Source organism: Nonomuraea monospora, from assembly GCF_039531895.1.
Classification (GTDB): Bacteria; Actinomycetota; Actinomycetes; order Streptosporangiales; family Streptosporangiaceae; genus Nonomuraea; species Nonomuraea monospora.
The window spans coordinates 26637-42162 of the sequence record NZ_BAAAQX010000065.1; the positions used below are offsets into that span (position 1 = coordinate 26637).

Genomic DNA, 15526 nt, shown 5'->3' on the forward strand with positions numbered 1-15526 from the left:
ATCGCCGACGCACGTTTCCAACGATTTCCGCAGGACTCTAGCCTGCGGGTCATGGGCAGATTGGCAGGAAAGGTCGCACTGATAAGCGGGACCGGCCAGGGCATGGGCCGTGCGGCGGCGCTGGCGTTCGCGGCCGAGGGAGCCTCCGTGGCGGGCTGCGACCTCGACGAGAAGACGGCGCGGGAGACGACCGAACTGGTGGAAGCGGCAGGCGGCCGGATGATCTCGGTCGCGCCGGTGGATCTGGGGACCGCCGAGGGCGCGCAGACCTGGGTGCGGGCAGCGGCCGACGCGTTCGGCGGCGTGGACATCCTGTACAACAACGCGTCAGCGTTGAGACTCGGCTCGTTCCCGGAGCAGCCGGCCGAGGAGTGGTATTTCACCATCCGCAATGAGCTGCACCTCGTGTACGAGAGCACGCGGGCGGCCTGGCCCCACCTGGTCGCGCGTGGGGGCGGCGTGGTGCTCAACGTGGCGTCGATCGCGGCGCACCGGGGCGCGATGTTCGTCGGCCAGAGCGCGCACGGCGCGGCCAAGGGCGGGGTGGCGGCCTTCACCCGGCACCTGGTGGTGGCGGGCAGCCGGCACGGGATCCGCTGTAACGTCATCAGCCCAGGACCGATCAAGACCCCGGCCACGGGCGGGTTCTTCGACGAGCCCGAAGGCCCGGCCAAGAGTGTGCTGAACACCATCCCGGCCGGCCGAGCGGGTGAGCCGGAGGACGTCGCCCGGCTCGCCGTCTTCCTGGCCTCCGATGACGCGTCCTTCATCAACGGCGCCGACATCCTGATCGACGGCGGCCTGTCCGCCCTGGCGCCATGAGCCCCGAACCCCAGGGAGGGAGCCCGGCGAGCCGGTTCTGTCTGCCGTCAGGAGGCCTCTTGCGCGGACATGGTGGGGACTTCGACGCGGCCGTGGCAGGCCGCTGACTGATCGAGTCGCCGGCCGCGCGCGCTCAGCTCCTTGCCCACCTCGTCGAGCTGGGCGAAGAACCACTCATGGGCGGGGCTGGCCAGCCGGTCGGGGATGAACCAGTAGCCCTCGTTGAGCGCCACCTCGCCGAACGGCGGCTCGACCAGCGCCAGCGGTCCGTCGCCGCGCCGGTGGAGGCGGGCCAGCCGTTCGGGGACGACCGCCACGAGGTCGGTGCCCTCGATGACGAACGGAAGCGGAAGCCAGCCCGCGACCATGACCTCCACCCGGCGGGTGATCCCCAGCTCGCCGAAGACCCGGTCGACGGGGGTCGCCTCATCGGGCCCGAACCAAGCGTTGGCGTGCGGCATCTCCTCCAGGTCGGTCAGGCGTAGCCGCCCCTCGCGCAGCCGCGGGTTGCGCTTGTCCACCAGGCAGACCATCCGGTCCCGCCACAGCAGGCGTGACTCGCCGTGGAAGCCGAAACCGAGCGGCGCGATCAGCGCGTCGAATTCGAGCAAGGCGCGCTCGGCGGACCTCAGCTGCGGTTTCATGGGGTGGATCCGCAGGCGGACGCCGGGCGCGAGCTCGGTCACCCGGGCCACCAGCGGCTCGTGGATCACCGCGATCGCGTAGTCGCTCATCGCCAGGGTGAAGCAGCGGTCGCTGCTGCCGGGGTCGAAGGGCTCCTCCACCTGCAGAGCTCTGGACATCAGCCGGACGGCGTGCTGCACCTCGGGCAGCAGCTCCTGGGCGAACGGAGTCAGCTCGTACTCCCGTCCGTTCCGCGTGAGCAGCTCGTCGTTGAACTTGCGTCGCAGGCGGGCCAGCGCCGCGCTCATCGTCGGCTGGCTCAAGGACAGACGCTCCCCGGCGTGTGTCACGTTGCCTTCCTCAAGCAGCACCTTGAGCTGCAGTAAAAGGTTGAGGTCGGTTCCTCCGAGCGACATGGTCTGATTCTGCCTTCGATTACCCGCCGATGAACAGAGCGATTCACTGGGGTTTCCCTTGAGTCTGGTGAGGCCCCCGTCGTCTACGGAGGGGCAGGTCATGGCCCTCGCTATCATGGGCTCTGCCATGCACAAAGGACTCCGGGGCATCGACGCCAACCTGCTCCTGCCGCTCCACGCGCTCCTGCAGGAACGCAATCTCACGCACGCCGGCGACCGCCTCACCATGAGCCAGTCCGCGATGAGCGGCGCTCTGACCCGGCTCAGGAAGCACTTCGGGGACGACCTGCTCACGTGGACCGGCCGTGGCTTCACGCTGACGCCGCTGGGCGAGCGGCTGCGGCCGGTGGTGGCCGAGGCCATCGAGACGGCCGACCTGCTGCTGGGCACCCCCCGGAGCTTCGATCCCGCCATGAGCAGCAAGCGGTTCACCTTGAGCATGTCCGAGTACGCCATGACCGTGCTGTCCGAGCCCCTGACCCGGTTGCTGAGCGAGCGCGGACCGGGTTGCTCGGTCGCGTTCAACTCGATCCCGATGACCAGGGAGCAGTACGAGCAGCAGTTGATGCGCCGCGATCTCATCATCTTCCCGCTGCACTTCGCGCTCCCTGGCCGCACCCAGCCCTTGTTCACCGATGAGTTCGTCTGCGTCGTCGACCGTGGCAATCCGCACCTGCGCAGCGGCACCCTGACCTTGGCGGACCTTCAGGAGATGCCGCACGCGGCCGCCGAGTTCATCCCCGGTGACGAGCCGATGCTGCCGGTGGAGGCCGAGTTGCTCCGTAACGGGATCCACCGCACCGTCCTGGTCCAGGTGACCAGTTCGCTGAGCCTCCTGCACGCCGTGTCCGGCACCACCATGTGCGGGTTCGTCCCCAAGCGGCTGGCGCGGCGGTGCTTGGGCATGCTCGATCTCGTCATCGCCGAGACGCCCTTGCAACCGATTTCGATCACCGAGGTCGTGCACTGGCATCCGCGGCGTGAGGAGGACCCGGCAGGTGTCTGGCTGCGCCGGTTGCTGCACGAGGTCGCGGTCGAGGTCGAATCGGAGACTGAATGCGGCCAGGCTTCGGCCGGCGCGTCACATTCTGCGTGAACGCCGCGCGAGATACGTGGAGATGGCGACGGCGATCGCGAGCGCGGCTCCGTTGAAGACCGGGTTCACCCAGTCTGCGGCCCCCGCGAGCGTCAGGCCGCTGACACTCACCGCGACCAGCGCGACTCCTACGACGGTGCCGAACAAGTTGAAGCGCCCGGGCTGGATGGCCGTCGCACCCAGGAAGACCGCGGCCAGCGCCGGAAAGATCATCGAGGTCCCGTTGTCGGCCGTCGCCCCACCGATCCTGGCGGTGAGGACGAGGCCCGCGAGTGCGGCCAGCACCCCTCCGGCGGCGAACGCGATCACGCCGTAGCGGGCGACGGGCATGCCGACCAGGCGGGCCGCACCGGGGTTGTCACCGATGGCGCGCAGCGAACGGCCGTACGGGGTCTGGTCGAGAAGGTAGTAGATCACCAGCGTGGCGGACGTCACGACCAGCAGGACCCGCGGGATACCGGCCCACGTCAGCGAGCCGAAGTCGATGAGGGCGGGGGAGATGTTGTTACTGATCGTGCGGCCTTGTGTGTACCACTGGATGCCTCCGCCGAGCAGGGTGGCGACCGCCAGGGTGATGACGAACGAGTTCATGCCGAACACGCTCACCGCGATGCCGTTCACCAGCCCCACGGCCAGGCCGAGCGCGAGCGCCGCGACCACGCACGCCCACAGGGGCGCGTCGTGATGGGCCATCATCCCCGCCATGGTGACCGAGGAGGCCGCCGCGACCGCGCCCGCGGAGAAGTCGAACTGCCCGGCGACGAGCGGAATGAGCGCGGCCAGGGCGATCAGCAGCGTGACCGACTGGCCGGCCGCCAGGATCCGGAGGTTGGCCGGTGTCGGAAAGACCTCGGAGCTCGCCGGAAGCAGCGTGAAGAACACCGCGACCGCGATGAGCAGACCGACCAGGGCGTACCTTTCGGCGAAGTGCAGGAGTGAGACGGCCCTGCGCCGCGGTACGGCTCCGGCCGTCTCGTCGGTGGGCACCGCGACGTCGGTGTTGATCATGAAGTGGACTCCAACGGCTTGCGGACCGGCTGGACCTGGCGGGTGATCGTGTCTGGGGTGAGCATCGCCCGGGGGATGCGTGCGACGGCCTTGCCGCCGCTGAGGACGACGACCTGGTCGCACAGGGTGGCCAGCTCGTCGTGGTCGGAGGACACCACGACGACGGCGCAACCACGGGAGGCGGCGTCGCGGATGGCGTTGTAGATCTCGGTCCGGGCGACGACGTCGACGCCCTGGGTCGGCTCATCGAGGAGGAGCAGCCGCGGATCGCGGCGCAGCCAGCGGGCCAGGACGACCTTCTGCTGGTTGCCTCCCGACAACTGGAGGAAGGGTTGCCCCACGTCGTGCGTCTTGACGGCGTACCTGCGAACCAGGGCTTCGGCTTCCTGACGTTCGCGGCGGTTGCGCATCCAGAGCCTCCACAGCCGCCCCAGGACCGTCACCGACGCGTTCTCGCTCACCGACATCGTGGTGAAGGCGGCGTCGCGCAGGCGGTTCTCCGGCACCAGCGCGACGCCCCTGGCCATCGCGCCGGCGATGTCGCCGGGCCGCAGCGCTACCCCGTCGAGCAGCACCGTGCCCGAGACCGGCTCGACCCCTCCGAAGATCACGTTGAGCAGGGTCGAGCGACCGGAACCCAGGAGCCCGGCGATACCGACGATCTCGCCGGCGCGCACGGTGAGGTCGAGGTCTCGCAGCGGACCGGCCGATACCGACCGCACGTCCAGGAGCGAGCCGCCATGGACACTTCCGGCCGGCGGGTCGTGGACGGCTTCCGGCGTGCCGGCCGGGCCTGCCAGCAGGCTGACCAGCCGGTCGTGGTCGGCCGCGGCAGCCGGCAGTGTCCCGGCGACCCGGCCGTCGCGGAACACGGTGATGTCGTCGGCGACGGTCAGCGCCTCCGAGAGCCGGTGGGTGACCAGCGCGATCGCCTGCCCGTGCTCCGCCCGTTCCCGAAGGGCGGCGAACAGCAGCGCGGACTCCCTTTCCGGGAGGCTCGCGGTCGGCTCGTCCAGGAGCAGCACCATCTCGCCCCGGTGCTGATCCCGCAGTGCCCGCGCGATGGCGACCAATGTCTTCTGCGCCGGTCGCAGGCTGCCGACCAGGTCCGAGGGCCGGGCGGGGATACGGTGCAGCTCCAGGATCCGCGAGACCTGCCGGTTCAGTTCGCGCCACGCGATGGTCCGGGCCGGAGTGGTGGGGAATCCGCTCTCGAAGGCGAAGTTCTCCGCGATGCTCGCCCGGTCGAAGAGGCCGAGGTCCTGGTGGACGACGCGGAGGCCGGCCCGATGGACCTCGGCGGGGGTGATGTCGCAGGCCCTCATGCTGTGGCCGAGGATGTCGACTTCGCCGTCGTCGGCACGGTGGACGCCGGCCAGACACTTGATCATCGTCGACTTGCCGGACCCGTTGCCGCCGAGCAGCGCGTGTATGGTGCCCGGACGAAGCCGCAGACCGGCGTCGTCGAGCGCCTGGGTGCCGCCGAACCGCTTGCGGACCCCCCGGGCGTCGAGCGTGTACGCCGCGATCGGGGCCGTCACGAGATCCCCCACGCCGACTTGTACGCCGCCTCGAAGTCCACCTTCGGGTTGTACGCGAAGGACGTGCCGCTCTGCGGCATGTTCCGGTCCGCGTCGATGGCCTGCAGGCCGATGCCGGCCGGTTGAGCGTCCTGCCCGGCGAGCACCCGGATGAGAGCGTCCACCCCCGCCCAGCCGTCCCACTCAGCGCTGAAGGCGACCGTGGCGTCCTGGCCGCTGTTCTCCGCGATGGCCCGCAGGTTCCCCTGGTCACCGAAGGCGCCGATCACGCGCAGGTCGCCGGTCCGGCCCGAGCTCCGCACGGCCTGGCCGAGACCGGTGAAGAACCAGCCGTCGATGGGGAAGTTGACCGCGTTCGCGGTGGGCTGTTTGAGCAACGCGGTGGAGAACTTCTGGCCCAGCTGACCGCTCGCGACGTCCTGGTTGCTGATCTGGACCGTGTCGAGCACCTTGCAACCGGCGCAGGTTCCGAGCCGCTGGGTGAAGCCGTCCTGGATCCAGTCACCCCAGATCGCGTCGGTGAACATCGTGCTGAGGACCTGTGCCTGGCCACCGGTTCTGCCGATGATCCAGTCGGCTTGCAAGGCGCCCATCTGGTTCCACCACTGCTCGCTCGTCATGCCGGGCATCTTCTGGATGGAGGCGCTGAAGAGTTTCTGCCCGCCGGTCACGTCGCAGTCGTTGCCGCCTGCGCCGATGGTCGGGATCTTGGCCGCCTGGGCCTCCCGCAGCGCGGCCTGGAAGCTCGCGCAGTCCTGGCCGACGATGAGGATGCCGGCGGCCTTCGCGCTGATGCCCTGCCGGATGCATTCCGACCAGCCCTGGGGGTTGAGCTTCCCGTCGCACAGCTTCGTCTCGAAGCCCGCCGCCTTGGCGGCGGCGAGCGCGCCGGCCGTGGGCGTCGCGCAGGTCTCCAGCGATTCACCGCACGAGACGACCCAGGCCAGGCCGCCCCCCTTGGCTGTGATGGTCTTGGTGGGCGGTTGCCCGACCACTCCCTTGTACGCGGTTTCCAGCGATGCGGCTCCCGCGGCGGTCGAACGTGCGCCGCCCCCTTGGCCGCCGCCCGAATCGCTCCCACAGGCCGTCAAGGCCAGGAGCGCGGTGCAGATGAGTATCGGAACTATCCGAAGAGGACGCATGAGATCGCTCCTTGATGGCGATGGGGGGTTCCTCACGACGTCCGCGGCCAGATCCCCTGCTTGCCGGCCGCGAGGATGCCCTGAGGGTCCAGGGCCTCCTTGATGCGTTCCACCGTTCGCCGCAGGGCGGAGTCGTTGGCGTCGTACTGGTCGGCGACGAGATCCATGAACGCGGTGTGGCTGCGGTAGGAGGCGTAACCCGCGGCGGATGCCGCGGCGATGAGCTCGGGAACCAGGCCGGCCACCTGCCGGCAGCGGTCCGGATCGTTCCCGTCGAAGGGGATGGGAGCCAGGGAGATCGCGTGCCGGGGGTTCATGATGAACACCCCGGAGTAGTCGAAGCCGCGCGCCTCGACCCGGTCTCGGATGATGCGCATCTGGCGTACGGCGTCGTGGCCGGTGGGCGGGCACACCAGGGAGAAGTCGGTGTGCGCGGGCGCGCCACCGCTCCACGCCGCCATCCGGATGAGATCCGTACTGGGGATACCGAGCTGGACCTGGTCCGCAGGGTGCACGTCGGCGGGGTTCACATCTCCCGCGTAGGTCGTCACCGTCAGCTCCGCTTCCGGTATGGCCGCGCGGATGACCTCGAGCCGCGCTTCCACCAGGGGCGCCGGGCCGTACAGGGCGAACTTGGCGTTCCAGCGCCCGATGTGCAGCCTGTCGGTGATCGCGTCGATCACCTGGTCGGGCATCGGCCCATCGCCGTCGTACCAGTCCGATCGCACGCTCACCATGCTCGCGATCGTCACCGCGTTGGCGACGACCACGGTGCTCTGCACGGTGCCGTCCAGCAGCAGCGGCCGGATGGCCTCGACGAGGCCCGCGAGCGCGTCCTCCTCCGGGGCGGTGACCATGCACACGGCGATGCTCTCGGGCCGTGGCATGAGCCAGATGCCGAGCCGGGTGACGATGCCGAGGTTCGACTGGAAGAACAGCCCGTCGATGGAGGGGCCGTATCCGCCCTTGAACAGCGCGAAAGCCTCGCTGCCTGTCTTCGCGCCCATACCGGTGCGGACGACGGTCCCGTCGGCGAGCACGACCTCCATGCCGCACTGGAAGGCGGAGTGATCGCCATGGGCGGTGTACCCGATACCGCGCTCCAAAGTGTTGCCGAGGACGCTGCCCCAGCCGATCTCGGGCACCGACGGCATCAACGCCGAGCCGATGTCGCGCAGGTGGCCGGCCAGGGCGAGGAAGGTGACCCCCGGCTCGACCACGACGTAGCCGAGCTCGTCGTTCACCTCGACGATCCGGTCCATCCGCCGCAGGTCGACGACGGCGCTGCCCGGCACGCGCGGAGCGGCGCCGCCGTAGCCGAGGTTCTTGCCCCGGGAGACCGGCCACAGCGGGACGCCGTGGCGGGCGGCCACGCGCACGACCGCCTGGACGTCCACGACCGAGCCGGGCAGGACCACCGCGGACGGTCTGACAGTCTCGGGGCCGAGGAACGAGTACGGGTCGGCATACTCGTCGCAGGCGGCTCCGACCAGGACGTGATCGGCGCCCACGGCTTCGGCGAAGCCGTCCAGGGCGGCCCGGGTCAGCTCAGGGACGGCGCTACGGGGATGGGCGTGGGCGGGGAGATGGGCCATGAATCCTCCTGCACGGCCGCGAATATGCCGGTGATGCTAGGTCGGGCTGTCAGCCCGGCGGAACCGTGGATTCCCGATGCCAGCCATCAGCAGCGGGCCGAGGCGTGGAAGAGCTCCTGCGGCGTCATCGGGGTACGGTTGATGACCACGCCGACCGCGTCCTCAAGGGCGCTGATGATCGCCGCCGAGACCGGGATGATCCCCGCTTCGCCGGCGCCCTTGACGCCGAGCTCGTTGCCGGGCGCCGGAGTCTCGGCGTGCAGCAGCTCGACCCGGGGGATCTCGGTCGCGTACGGCATCAGATAGTCGTGGAAGTTCCGCGTCACGGGCCGCCCGGACGGGTCGTAGACCCGTCGCTCGTAGAACGTCTCGGCGATCCCGTGCGCGACGCCGCCCACGACCTGGCCTTCGACGATCATGGGGTTGAGCACGGGCCCGCAGTCGTGCTGCGCGACGTAGCGCAGGATTCGCATGTCGAAGGTGGCGGGATCGACCTCGACGACGCACGCGTGCGCCCCCGACGCGTACGGGGTCGTGCGCGGCACATAGGTTCGCAGAGCCGACAGACCGGGGTCGGCGCCCGGAGGAGGGGGAGCCGCGACGGCGATCTGCGCGAGCACCGCCAGCGGGATCGCGCGATGCGGATCGCCGGTGTGGCGGACGAGACCCTCGTCGAGGACGAGCTCATCGGCGGGCACGCGCAGGGTGGCCGCGGCCAGAGCGAGGGCCTGCCCGGCGACCGCCCGAGCGGCGAGCAGGACGGCGTTGCCGCAGACCACGGCCGTACGGCTGCCATAGGTGCCGTACCCGTACGGAATCTGGCGGCTGTCGCCGCCGGTCACGACGACGCGTTCCGGATCGACGCCGAGCACGCGGCCCGCGACCGCGGCGAGCACCGTTTCATGACCTTGGCCGCTGGAAGGGGAGCCCACCGCGACCTGGACCGAACCGTTCGGGTCGATGCGCACCCGCGCCGATTCGTACGGGCCGATCCCGGTCGCCTCGACATAGGCGGCCAGGCCGATGCCCAGCAGGCGTCCCTGCCCGGCCGCCCTCGCCTTGGCCTCGGGGAAGTCCCGCCAGCCGATGGCGGTCAGGACGGCTTCGAGGCCACCGGAGTAGTCGCCGGAGTCGTAGGTGACGGTGCCGTCGCCGAACGCCGCCCGCAGGCCGGTGTCGTGGGGAAAGGCGTCGCGGGGGACGAAGTTGCGGCGGCGGACCAAGGCGCGGTCGAGCCCGAGGGCCCGCGCCACGTGGTCGATCGCCCGCTCCATCACGAAGGTTGAGAACGGGGCCGAGGAGCCCCGGTAGGGGGAGACCTGGACGGTGTTGGTGTAGACGGCACGGAAGCGGACCCGCACGTTGCCGATGGCGTACGGGCCGGCCAGCCCGCTCGCCGTCACCAGCGGGATCAGCAGCCCGAACTGGCAGTACGCGCCCATGTCATGCAGGAACTCGACGTCCAGTGCACGGATCCGGCCGTCCCGCCCGACGCCCAGCCGTACCTGATGGATCTGCGAGCGCTGGTGTGCCGCCGCGAGCAGGTGTTCGGCGCGGTCCTCGATCCATTTGACCGGCCTGGCCAGCCGCATCGCCGCGAAGGGGACGAGGACCTCCTCGGGGTAGAGGCGGAAGCTCTTGGTGCCGAAGCCGCCGCCGAGGTCGGGGCTGTGCACGTCGATGTGGTCGAGATCGAGGCCGAGGGCGCGCGCGAGCAGCACGCGTACCTGCAGCGGAAGCTGGGTGGAGTCGGTGACCGCCAGCCGGCCGGTGTCGGCGTCCCATCGCGCCACGACACCGCGCCCCTCCAGGGGCTGGCCGGACGCGCGCTCCGCCACCACCACGAGCTCCAGGACATGGTCTGCGGTGCGCATCGCCTCCTCCACGTCGCCGCACTCGTCGCTGTAGTGCGCGGCGATGGAGTCGGCCGCGCCGTCATGGGCGGGGCCCTGCCGACCGGCGGCGGTCTCGGCGAGGTCGATGGCGACCGGCAGGAGATCGTAGCCGACCTCGATGGTGTCGATCGCGTCCTCGGCGATGGCGCGCGTCTCGGCGACGACCATGACCAGGGGCTGCCCCACGTAACAGGCTTCGCCGGCGAGCGGTGGCGGGGTCTGCGGCTGGGTGATGGCGGCGTTCGGATAGAGGATCGGCAGCGGCTCGCGTGCCGTGGCCGGCAGATCCGCCAAGGTGTAGACGGCCAGCACGCCGTCCATCCTCCTGGCCGCCTCCGCGTCGATCGCCCGGATGCGGGCATGGGCGTGCGCGCTCCTCAGGAACGCGGCGTGCACGGCATCGCCCCCCAGGTCGTCCACGAACCGGCCGGCGCCGGTGAGCAGCCGCTGGTCCTCGCGCCTCATGTCAGGTCGCCCGCGGCCGTGCGGATCGCGTCGACGATCGGGGTGTAACCGGTGCACCGGCACAGCTGCCCGGAGATCGCGCCGCGGAGGTCGTCGTCGCTCATCGAGGCCGCACGGGGGAGCAACGCCAGGGCGTTCATGAGCTGCCCCGGCGTGCAGAAGCCGCACTGCAGCGCGTGATGGCGGCCGAAGGCCTCCTGCAGCGGATGCAACCCGCCGTCCGGCTGCGTGAGCGACTCCACCGTGCGGATCTCGTGGCCGTCCGCCTGTACGGCCAGCACCAGGCACGCGCGGGCCGGCTCGCCGTCGAACAGGATGGTGCAGCAGCCGCAGACGCCTTGCTCGCATCCGACGTGGGTTCCGGTCAGTCCGAGCCGGTGACGCAGGACGTCACTGAGCGGCTCGCGCGGGTCCACCCGCAGGGTGTGGCCGGCTTCGTTGACGGTCAGCCGGACCGTCAGTTCGTTCCCGGGGCTAACGCGGATCATCGGATGGTGACGCCTCCTTCAGAGCCTGGCGTACGGCACGCATCGCCAGACTGCTTGCCAGGTGGTGGTGGTAGGCCGCGTCGCCCCCGTCGAAATGCGGCATCTCCCGCACATGCTGGGCGATGCGAGCCGCGAGCGGCTGATGGGAAGTCCCGGGCAGGGAATGCGGACGCGGCGTGGCACCTCGCCCGAACCACACCAGCGAGATCCGCCCCTGGTCCGCGCGTGCGACCGCACCGCACAGAGCGAAGTCCGCGCCTCGGCGGCTGAACTCCGCCAGCCCGAAGCCCGCGGTGGGCGAGGCGCCTGGGATGTTCACCCCTTCGATCCACTCGCCCGGGCGCAGGCTCGTCCGGCATGGACCGGTGAACAGCTCTCCGGCCTCGACCTTCCGCGTGCCGCCGGAACTACGGACCTGCACGGTCCCGCCCAGCAGCACGAACGTCGCCGGCAGCTCCGACCGGGGATGAGCGTGGGCCAGCGCGCCGACCAGCGTGCCCCGGCTGCGGACGGCTGGATAGGCGACCTTGCGCAGGGCCGTCGCCAGCAGCGGCGCGTGCCGGGCCACCTCCGGTGATCGTTCGAGGGCGGCCTGGCGGACGATCGGACCGATGCGCAGGCCGTCGCCGTCCCAGGAAGGGTGCTCGGGCTCGTCCTGGAGTGCGTTGACATCGACGAGGGCCGCGGGCCGGATCCGGCGTTCGTTGAGCTGCGGCAGCAGTGATTGCCCGCCGGCCAGCAGCGCGGCGTCCGGGAACTCGGTCAGCGCCTCGTCGACCTCGGCCCGGGTGCGCGCTCGCAGGTAGGTGAACGGAGCCGGCTTCATGTCCGTGCGCAATCGGCGAACGACGAACGCCTCACCTCAGTCTCCCTTCGGCGCGGGCCGCGCCGGTTCGTTCGTGGCCGACAGACGGATCGGCATGATCTGTGACAGCGGGATGAGCTCGCCTTCGATGGGCATGGAGATGACGACCTCGTCCCGCACCACGCGGAGGAAGTCCAGGTACTCGGGCAGGGTGATGCTGACCTCGCAGACCCCGAGGGTGCCGAGGAATCCGTGCCGTTCGGCCAGCGCGACGTCGTGGCGGATGGCCTTGTCGTTGATGCCACGCAGGTCCTGAGTGAACGACGGGATCGTGCAGTTGATGGCGCCGACGAGCTTTTCGCGAGCCCGGTCCCGCGCCCCTTTCCTGCTGTAGACAGGCATGATCTTCCTTCTCGATGCGTGACTCGGGCCGACCGGGCTCAACGAGCGCCGGGGCCGCGGGGGCTCGGCGAGCGGGTCAGTCGTGCGCTCATTGCAGGCCCCTACTTCTGTACGGGCGGGATGCTGATCGGCAGCACGACGCCGATCCCCAGGCGCCGGGCGTTGCGGGCGCACATGTCCGCGACCGCCAGATCCTGGACCGCGGACCCCACCGACTTGTAGAGGACGATCTGCCCGTCGCCGACCCTGCCGGGGTGGCGGGCGCTGACGAGATCGGCCAGCGAGCCCGCCTTGTCCGTCGCGTCGACGCCGGCAGCCCGCGCGGCCAGCAGGTCCCCGGTGTCCTCAAGGACCTCCTTGAGCACATCGGCGACGATCACGTCGGCCCGCGCGATCACCTCGGTGTCCACCTCGCGCTGCTCGGGCAGGGTGGAGCCGATGGACACGACGGTCATTCCGGGACGCAGCCAGGACCCGAGCAAGGTGGGGGACTCATCGCGGGACCTGGCGGCGCAGATCACCAGCGAGGCGCCGGCCAGTGCCGCCTCTGCCGTCTCCACGGCCGCCACCGGCAGGTCGGCCAGCTCCGCCGTGAACCGTGCACGGCTCTGCGCACGCGGGCTGTACACGCGCACGGCCTTGACCTCACGGACCGCACGCAGCGCGCGCACGTGGTTCTTGGCCTCGAAGCCGGAGCCGATCACCGCGACGGTCAGGGCTCCGGGGACCGCCAGCAGGTCCGCGGCCAGGGCCGACGTGGCCGCCGTACGGAAGCCCGTGACGGAATGCCCGTCCAGGAGGGCGACCAGCTCCGCGGAACGCTGGTCGAACAGCGGAATGAGGTACGAAGCCCGTCGCGTCTCCATGGACGCGGCGATGAGCTTGGCCCCCATGAGCCCGTCGGCGGAGCCCACTCCGCTCAGGACCCGGAGCCAGGTGCCGTTTCCCCGGGCCATGACCCGTGGCGGGTACCGGAGGTCGTCCACTGCTCCGGCGTAGGCCTCGCGCAGTGCGTCCACGGCCATGCGCCAGTCGAAGGCGGTCTGTACGGCGGCGTCGTCGAGCAGCAGTGTCATCGAGCGGTCACCCGCTCGCGGGCATGGGCGCCCTGTCCCGGCCTCTCAGCGCCAGGGTTGCCGTCGCTCCAGATCACGGCCGATCTCCTTCTCCATGGGGGACTGGGTCGTGGGGCATCATCGGGGCCGATCGGTGGCATGCCCGACCACGAATCCGGTCGGAGCCCGCTGCGGCGATCAGGCCGGTGCCACCATGGCGTGCAGTGTCTGGTCGAGGACCCGGCCGGGGTCGGCGCCCGGAGTGTCCGGACGGATCTCCCACTCGGCCAGGAGCAGGCTGTTGTCCAGCACCATCCGCACACGCGGCAGCCGCCGTTCCATGAACTTGTGCAGCGCCTCCTCGACGCCGTCACCGCCGGTGAGCATCTCCGCGAGCACGACGGCGTCCTCGGCGCACATCGCCGCTCCCTGTGCGATCAGCGGAGGGCACGCGTGCGCCGCGTCACCGATCACTATCGAGCGGCCGCGATGCCACGGCTCGTCGATGCGGATGGCCTCGATGTACTGGTAGTTGACGATCGCGTCGTCGGCCAGGCCGTCGCGTACCTCGCCCCAGACGCCGCCGTACCCCTGGCCGTGCTCCTTCATCACGGCGCCGTTGCGATGCTCGCCGATGTAGGCACGGTCGAGCTCGCCCTCGATGAGGAACGCGTAGCAGAGGTTCTCGGCGATGGGCGTATAGCCGGCCTTGTACTTCGGGCCGCCGAAGTAGACACCACTGCAGTCCATCGCGGACGGCCGGGCGGTGACAGCGCGCCAGATGCCCATGCCCACGGAGAACGGCTCGGCGTCGATCCCCATCATCTTGCGCACCTTCGAGCGGATGCCGTCGGCGCCGACGATCAGGTCGAACGACTCGACCGAGCCGTCGGACAGGGTCGCCGCCACATGATCACCACGGTCCTCCATCCCGGTGACCGTCGCGCCGAGCCGTACGTCCACGCCCGCCTCGATCACGCGCCGCGACAGCACAGCCGCGACATGCGAGCGCATGGCGCCCATGGTCGGAGGGACCTCGCTGCCGCCCATCGGTGGTGTGGGAATCTCCATGATCTGATGACCGTCGGCTCCGAACATCCTCAGCTTGTCGAAGCCGTACCCCTCGGCCGCGATCTCGTCGAAGACGCCGACGCTGCGGAACACCTTCAGCGCGTTGCCCTGCAGCGTGATGCCGTGCCCGATGCCGGTCCACTCCTCACGGATCTCCAGCAGGACGACATCGACGCCTTTCCTGGAGAGCGCGAGCGAAAGGACGCTGCCGGTGATGCCGCCACCGACGACGAGAACTCGCTGGGTCTGGGAGGAAGGCATGGGGGCTCCTTCTCGGTCTGTGACGCTCGTCACCCTCGTGGCAGGTGACAGGACACCACGTCAGGGGCGCGACCGGAAGCCGCGAAGCCAGATGGCTGGCATCGCCCGGGGATATACCTGCACCTCGGATACCAGCCATCGAAGGCCGCTCCTTCCGCATCCGCCGGGTCTCGGCTTAGCGTGGCCGCACCGCACAAGGAGAAGCAGATGTCCAACGTCAACGAGTACGGGATCACCCACCTTCGGCACGTGGACCTGGCCGTGCCCGACTACGACACGCAGCGCGCGTTCTTCCGGGAAACCTGGGGGCTGAACGAGGCCGGCACCGACGGAAACCTGTCCTACCTCGCGGCCGAAGGCTCGCCGGAGCAGTACGTCATCCGGTTGCGCAAGGCGGCTGAGAAGCGGCTGGACCTCATCTCGTTCGGTGCCACCGACAAGGCCGCCGTGGACGCGCTGGCCGCGAGGCTGGGCAGCGAGGGCGTACGGCTGGTCGGCGAGCCGGACAAGCTGCAGACCGCCGGCGGCGGCTACGGGTTCCGCTTCTTCGACATCGACGGCCGCACCATCGAGATCTCGGCCGATGTCGCGACGCGACGGTATCGCGCGGTCGAGGCGGGGGAGGCCGTCCCGGTCAGGATCTCCCACGCCGTGATGAACTCCAGCGATCCGAATCGCACGCGGGACTTCTATGAGAAGGTGCTCGGTTTCAGGCTCAGCGACACGCTCTGGAGCAGTCACATGGGCGAGATGATGCACTTCATGCGGTGCAACGACTGGCACCACAGTCTCGCGATCGCCCGCGGACCGCACACCTCGGTCCACCACGTGTCGTTCGAG

14 protein-coding genes are annotated in these 15526 nt (G+C 70.1%); 3 read left to right on the plus strand and 11 right to left on the minus strand.

The features are described from left to right. Nucleotides 1-51: 51 nt before the first annotated feature. Nucleotides 52-822: an SDR family NAD(P)-dependent oxidoreductase gene (locus ABD331_RS58155; RefSeq protein WP_344495766.1), complete on the plus strand. Its 771-nt coding sequence runs from the start codon at nucleotides 52-54 to the stop codon at nucleotides 820-822. Nucleotides 823-869: 47 nt separating this feature from the next. Here the strand turns inward: ABD331_RS58155 and ABD331_RS58160 are convergent, their stop codons facing one another. Then, nucleotides 870-1862, minus strand: a complete 993-nt coding sequence (locus tag ABD331_RS58160; RefSeq protein ID WP_344495768.1) for a LysR family transcriptional regulator — start codon at nucleotides 1860-1862, stop codon at nucleotides 870-872. Between the two features lie 127 nt (nucleotides 1863-1989). On the opposite strand from ABD331_RS58160, the gene ABD331_RS58165 reads away from it, so the two are divergent. Then, nucleotides 1990-2958 carry a LysR family transcriptional regulator gene (locus ABD331_RS58165; protein WP_344495770.1) on the plus strand — a complete coding sequence of 323 codons (969 nt, stop codon included), beginning with the start codon at nucleotides 1990-1992 and terminating at the stop codon, nucleotides 2956-2958. On the opposite strand, the gene ABD331_RS58170 is transcribed toward ABD331_RS58165, so the two are convergent. The 10 genes from ABD331_RS58170 to ABD331_RS58215 form a co-directional block, all read right to left on the minus strand. Then, nucleotides 2944-3966 carry an ABC transporter permease gene (locus ABD331_RS58170; RefSeq protein WP_344495772.1) on the minus strand — a complete coding sequence of 341 codons (1023 nt, stop codon included), beginning with the start codon at nucleotides 3964-3966 and terminating at the stop codon, nucleotides 2944-2946. The genes ABD331_RS58165 and ABD331_RS58170 overlap by 15 nt on opposite strands. Continuing rightward, on the minus strand, nucleotides 3963-5507 hold the full coding sequence (locus ABD331_RS58175) for a sugar ABC transporter ATP-binding protein (RefSeq protein ID WP_344495774.1): 1545 nt from the start codon (nucleotides 5505-5507) through the stop codon (nucleotides 3963-3965). The genes ABD331_RS58170 and ABD331_RS58175 overlap by 4 nt, the downstream gene beginning before the upstream one ends. Continuing rightward, nucleotides 5504-6502 carry a sugar ABC transporter substrate-binding protein gene (locus ABD331_RS58180; protein ID WP_344495776.1) on the minus strand — a complete coding sequence of 333 codons (999 nt, stop codon included), beginning with the start codon at nucleotides 6500-6502 and terminating at the stop codon, nucleotides 5504-5506. Before ABD331_RS58180 ends, ABD331_RS58175 begins: the two co-directional genes overlap by 4 nt. Nucleotides 6503-6681: 179 nt before the next feature. Continuing rightward, on the minus strand, nucleotides 6682-8244 hold the full coding sequence (locus tag ABD331_RS58185) for an FAD-binding oxidoreductase (protein WP_344495778.1): 1563 nt from the start codon (nucleotides 8242-8244) through the stop codon (nucleotides 6682-6684). A gap of 86 nt (nucleotides 8245-8330) precedes the next feature. Next, a complete protein-coding gene (locus ABD331_RS58190) occupies nucleotides 8331-10604 on the minus strand; it encodes a molybdopterin cofactor-binding domain-containing protein (protein WP_344495780.1) in 2274 nt (757 codons plus the stop codon). After that, a complete protein-coding gene (locus ABD331_RS58195) occupies nucleotides 10601-11092 on the minus strand; it encodes a (2Fe-2S)-binding protein (RefSeq protein ID WP_344495782.1) in 492 nt (163 codons plus the stop codon). The genes ABD331_RS58190 and ABD331_RS58195 overlap by 4 nt, the downstream gene beginning before the upstream one ends. Further along, the gene (locus tag ABD331_RS58200; protein ID WP_344495784.1) at nucleotides 11079-11918 is read right to left on the minus strand and encodes an FAD binding domain-containing protein; all 840 of its coding nucleotides are present in this window, start codon (nucleotides 11916-11918) and stop codon (nucleotides 11079-11081) included. The genes ABD331_RS58195 and ABD331_RS58200 overlap by 14 nt, the downstream gene beginning before the upstream one ends. Before the next feature lie 36 nt (nucleotides 11919-11954). Beyond that, on the minus strand, nucleotides 11955-12299 hold the full coding sequence (locus ABD331_RS58205) for a hypothetical protein (protein ID WP_344495786.1): 345 nt from the start codon (nucleotides 12297-12299) through the stop codon (nucleotides 11955-11957). Between the two features lie 101 nt (nucleotides 12300-12400). Beyond that, on the minus strand, nucleotides 12401-13375 hold the full coding sequence (locus ABD331_RS58210; protein WP_344495788.1) for an ornithine cyclodeaminase family protein: 975 nt from the start codon (nucleotides 13373-13375) through the stop codon (nucleotides 12401-12403). Between the two features lie 177 nt (nucleotides 13376-13552). Next, nucleotides 13553-14686, minus strand: a complete 1134-nt coding sequence (locus tag ABD331_RS58215) for an FAD-dependent monooxygenase (RefSeq protein ID WP_344495790.1) — start codon at nucleotides 14684-14686, stop codon at nucleotides 13553-13555. Between the two features lie 207 nt (nucleotides 14687-14893). On the opposite strand from ABD331_RS58215, the gene ABD331_RS58220 reads away from it, so the two are divergent. Next, a partial coding sequence (locus tag ABD331_RS58220; protein WP_344495792.1) for a VOC family protein occupies nucleotides 14894-15526 on the plus strand: 633 nt, incomplete at its 3' end.